Source organism: Streptomyces sp. adm13(2018), from assembly GCF_008042145.1.
Classification (GTDB): domain Bacteria; phylum Actinomycetota; class Actinomycetes; order Streptomycetales; family Streptomycetaceae; genus Streptomyces.
This window is the reverse complement of the sequence record NZ_RDBH01000027.1, coordinates 1-4,706: the sequence shown is the minus strand read 5'-3', so window position 1 is coordinate 4,706 and position 4,706 is coordinate 1. Positions and strand designations below refer to the sequence as shown.

Here is a 4,706-nt window from a genome sequence, read left to right as displayed (position 1 = left end):
GCGTACGTCGGTCGCCTGGGCCGTCGTGTGGCGGGGGTCGTCGCGTACGTCGGTCGCCTGGGCCGTCGTGTGGCGGGGGTCGTCCGATGAGGTTGTCCCAGGGGCCCGCCGTTCGTCTGCTCGCCGTGCGTTCCCTGCGGGCGCACCGGAAGGCGTGGGCGGCCGTGTTCGCCGCCGTCGCCGTCACCTCCGCGCTGCTCGGCGCCCTGGCGCTCGCCGCCGGCTCGGCGGCCCTGGGGCACGCGCGCGTGGAGCGGTACGCCGCCGCGGCCGTCGTCGTCGCCGGTGACCAGGAGGTCCGGTGGACGACGAAGCCGTGGGGGAGCGAGCCGACGACGACCGTGACCGCCCTGACCGAGCGGGTTCGGATCCCCGCCGCGACCGTCGACGTGCTGCGGGCGGTCCCCGGCGTCCGGGCCGCCGTGCCCGACCGCGCCTTCGCCGTACGCGACGACACGGGCACGGCCCACACCGGGCGGTCCTGGGAGGCCGCGCGGCTCGCCCCGTACCGGCTGACCGACGGGCGGGAGCCGCGCGCCGCCGATGAGGCCGTACTGGGGCCCGGCGCGGGCGCGCGGGTCGGGGACACCGTCGCCGGGCGGAAGGTCGTCGGCCTCGCTGATGGGCCCGCCGCGCTGTACGTCACGGAGGCCGAGGCGCGGCGGCTCGCCGGCCGGCCGGGCTCCGTCGACGCCGTCGGTGTACTCGCCGACCCCGGCGTTCCCGCCGACGTCCTCCACGCGCGCGTGCGGGCGGCCCTGGACGAGGCAGGGCTCCGGGACACCGCCTCGGGGCAGCCGCTGCGGGCGCTCACCGGTGACGGCCGGGGCGGGGCCGAGCACCTCGCCGCGGCACCCGCGCGCATGGAGCTTCTCCAGCTGCTCGCGGCCGTCTCCGGGACCGTCGTGCTGGTCGCCGTCCTCGTACTGGCCTCGCTGGTCGCGCAGTCGCTCCAGCAGCGTTCCGGAGAGCGGGAGTTGCTGCTCTCGGTCGGGGCGACGCCCCGTCAGGTTCGGGCGGCGGCCGGCCGCGAGGTGACCCGGGTGGCGGGTCTCGCGGCCCTGTGCGGCGCGGTCCTGGCCGCGGCGGTCTTCCCCGTCCTGTGGTCGGCGCTGCGGCACCGTACCGGAGTCGTCCCCGAGGGTCTCGAACTCCCGGCTCCTCCCTGGCTGTTCACCGGCGTGGCGGCCGTCGCCGCCGTGGTCGCGGGCATCGCCCGGCTCGTGGTCCTCCTCGCCGCCCGGCGGCCGGGGAAGCCGGGGACGGGCGGGGTGCGGAAGGCCGTCGGCATCGCGCTGCTCGTGCTGGGCGCCGGTTCGGCGGCCACCGCCACCGCCCAGGGCGGGGACGCGGCGGGCGCCGCGGCCGGGGCGGCCACGGTGACCCTGGTCGCCGGGTGCGCGGTGCTCGGGCCGTGGATCGCGGGAGCCGCGGCGAAGGTCCTCGACCTGCCGTTCCGGCGGCTCGGCGGCGCGGCCGGGCGGCTCACCGCCGCCGGCGCGAGCACCCACTCGCGCCGTCTCGGAGCGGCGCTCGTGCCGGTCGTCCTCGTCACCGCCTTCGCGCTCGTGCAGCTCTCGGCGGGTACGACGATGGGGCGCGCCGCCGAGGAGCAGGCCCGGGTCGCCACGACCGCGGACCTCGCGTTCTCCGGCACGACCGCCGAACGGGTGCGGCTGCGGCCGGGGATCGCCTCCGCCACGGACGTCGTGCGCTCCACGGTCGTCCTGGCCCGCACCCAGGCCGGAGACCCGCGCCTCGACCGGCTGCCGGTGCTCGGCGTGGACGCGGCCGGCCTCGTCGGCACGCTCGACCCCGGGGTCGTCGCGGGCGACCTGGCGGGACTCGCCCGCCCGGGCACGGTCGCGGTCGGCGCCGACATGGCCGACTCGCTGGACGTGCAGCCCGGTTCGACGGTCGAGCTGCGCCTCGGCGACGGCACACCGAAGCGGCTGCGGGTGGTGGCGGTGTACGAACGCTCGCTCGCCCTCGGTGAGTTCCTGCTGCCGAAGGCCGAACTCGCCCCGCACACGAGTGATCCGTATCCCGCGCGCGTGCTGGCGTCCACGGGGGAGAGGCTCACGGGAGAGCGAGCTGTGGACGCCGTCGCGGACGCCGGCCCGGACGCCGGCCCGGGTGCCGCTGCGGGCGCCGTCGCGGACGCCGGTCCGCATGCCGTCGTGGAGCCCGAGCGGGTCAGCCCGCCGGGTGCCGAACTCAACGCCGTCGTCTCGGCCGTGGTCGTCTCCGCGATCGGCGGTCTGACCCTGCTCTCCGTCCTCAGCACCCTCACCCTCATCGGGGCCGGGCGGCGCGGCGAACTCCACCTCCTCGGCCAGGTCGGGGCGTCGGCCGGCCAGCTGCGCCGGATGCTCGGCCTGGAGGCGGGCTTCCTGACCGCCACCGGGCTGCTCGTCGGCCTCGCGGTGGCCGCCCTGCCGCTGACCGCCTTCGCCTGGGCGCTCACGGGTGGCCTGCCGTACCTTCCGCCCGGGCAGGCGGCGCTGATCGCCGGCACGGTCCTGGCCACGGTCTGCGCGGGGGTGTTCCTGCCGGCGTCGGGCGGACGGTCATAGGCCCGGGCCCGCACCGGATCCGTACGTGCGAGGGTGGATGCGTACGTACGAGGGTGGCCGGCTCAGGCGTTCAGGTAGGCGAGGACGGCGAGGACCCGGCGGTGGCCGCCGCTGTCGGTGGGCGGCAGACCGAGCTTCAGGAAGACATTGCCGATGTGCTTGTGCACGGCCCGCTCGGTGACCACCATCGAGCGGGCGATCGTGCCGTTGTCGTGCCCCTGCGCCATCAGTTCGAGCACCTCCCGCTCCCGGGGCGTGAGGGAGTCCAGCGGGTCGTCGCGGCGGCGGGCGAGCAGCTCGGTGACGACCTCGGGGTCCAGGGCCGTACCGCCGGCCGCGACCCGTTCCAGGGCGTCCAGGAACTCGTCCACCCGGCCCACCCGGTCCTTCAGGAGGTAGCCGACCCCGCGCGCGCCGCCGCCCAGGAGCTCGGCCGCGTACGTCTCCTCCACGTACTGGGAGAGGACGAGCACCGGCAGGTCCGGCAGCCGCTCGCGGGCCGCGAGCGCCGCCCGCAGCCCCTCGTCGCGGAAGCCGGGCGGCATGCGGACGTCGAGGACGGCCACGTCCGGCCGGTGTTCCAGGAGCAGCGGCAGGACCTCGGGGCCGGTGGCCGCGACCCCGGCGACCTCGTGGCCGGACGAGGTCAGCAGCAGCACGAGGCCCTCCCGCAGGAGGGCGTTGTCCTCGGCGATCACCACACGCACGGAAGCTCCACTTCGATCACGGTCGGGCCCCCTTCGGGGCTGGTCAGTCGTACGGTGCCGTCGAGCGCGGCGACCCGGCGCCGGATGCCGAGGAGCCCGGATCCGCCGCCCTCGCCGGCCTCGGCGCCGCCGCGGCCCTCGTCCGCCACGCGCGCGCGGAGAGCGGCCGGTTCGCGGGAGAGCGCGACGGAGGCGCGCGTGGCGCCGCTGTGCCGCGCGGCGTTGGTGAGGGCCTCGGCCACCACGAAGTAGGCGGCGGCCTCGACGCGGCGGCGCGCGCGGGGTCGGCTACCTCCTGAAGGACCGGGTGGGCCGGGTGGACGAGGGTGTGGCCAGGGCGGTCGGTGTGGTCGCCGGGGGGAGCGTGCTCGGGGCGGCCCGCGCCGTCGACGGGCGCGTGGTCGGCCAGCCCCGTCACGGAGACCTCCACCTCCAGGCCGCTGCTCGCGGCGAGGGCGCGTACCGCCCCGGTCAGGCCCCGGTCGGTGAGGATCGGCGGGTGGATGCCCCGCACCACGTGCCGCAGCTCGGCCAACGCCTCCTCGGCCTGCGTCTGCGCGTCGTCGAGGAGTTTCCGCGCGGCCGCGGGATCGGAGTCGTACACCCGCTTCGCCAGCCCGATCCGCATGGAGAGCGCCACGAGACGGGCCTGCGTGCCGTCGTGCAGATCGCGTTCGATCCGGCGCAGCTCCGCGCCGTGCGCGGCGACCGCGCCCGCCCGGGTCGCCGTGAGCTGCTCGACCCGGGCGGCCAGCCCGGCGGCCCGCGCGGCGGCGGGCGTCGGGGTGAGCAGGGCGCGCGACCACGCGGCGTCCAGGTCGGCGAGCCGCCCGATCAGCGGCAGGGCCACCGGCCGCCGTCCCGCGAGCCCGGCGACCACGCCGTCGACCAGCAGCGCGGGCGCCCACAGCACCAGCGAGGCGAACCAGAGGACCAGGCCGTAGACCAGCTGCGCGGCCGCCCAGACCAGGTCCTGCCGCGTGCCGGGGTCGGTGACGGCGGTCCGCACGCGCGCGGGGAGGGGGCCGTCGAGCGGCAGGTACGCCTCCGGGACCGGTGTCCCCGTCCGGTCGGCGGTCCGCCGCCGCTCCCGGTCGGCCAGGCGGCGCAGCAGCAGCACGCTCTCGGGGAGCACGCCGGCGCCGATGACGGTGAGGGTGAGGAAGGCGGTGAAGAGGGCGACGCCCACCATCAGGTAGCAGAGGATCGCGAGCGCGGCCCCGCCCAGCAGGTGGAGCGACGCCCGGCCGGATTCCCTGATCGCGTCGCGCATGCCCGCCAGGTTATGCGGAGGGCCCGAGGGGCGCGGTGGAGCCTGCTCCACCATCGCTCCGGGAGCGGGCACCGCTGTGCGGGGACGCGGCGGCGAGCAGGATCGGGGACAGGGGAGCCCACCCGGCCACCCGGCCCCGCCCCCTACCCC

2 protein-coding genes and 1 pseudogene are annotated in these 4,706 nt (G+C 77.6%); 1 reads left to right on the top strand and 2 read right to left on the bottom strand.

From position 1 onward, the window contains the following. The first annotated feature begins 86 nt into the window (after positions 1-86). Complete coding sequence (locus tag EAO70_RS02375) at positions 87-2,576, top strand: ABC transporter permease (RefSeq protein ID WP_148001371.1); 2,490 nt, start codon at positions 87-89, stop codon at positions 2,574-2,576. Between the two features lie 62 nt (positions 2,577-2,638). Here the strand turns inward: EAO70_RS02375 and EAO70_RS02370 are convergent, their stop codons facing one another. Further along, positions 2,639-3,283: a response regulator gene (locus tag EAO70_RS02370; protein ID WP_148001370.1), complete on the bottom strand. Its 645-nt coding sequence runs from the start codon at positions 3,281-3,283 to the stop codon at positions 2,639-2,641. Continuing rightward, positions 3,271-4,556, bottom strand: a pseudogene (locus EAO70_RS02365) (sensor domain-containing protein). Before EAO70_RS02365 ends, EAO70_RS02370 begins: the two are co-directional and overlap by 13 nt. Between the last annotated feature and the right edge of the window lie 150 nt (positions 4,557-4,706).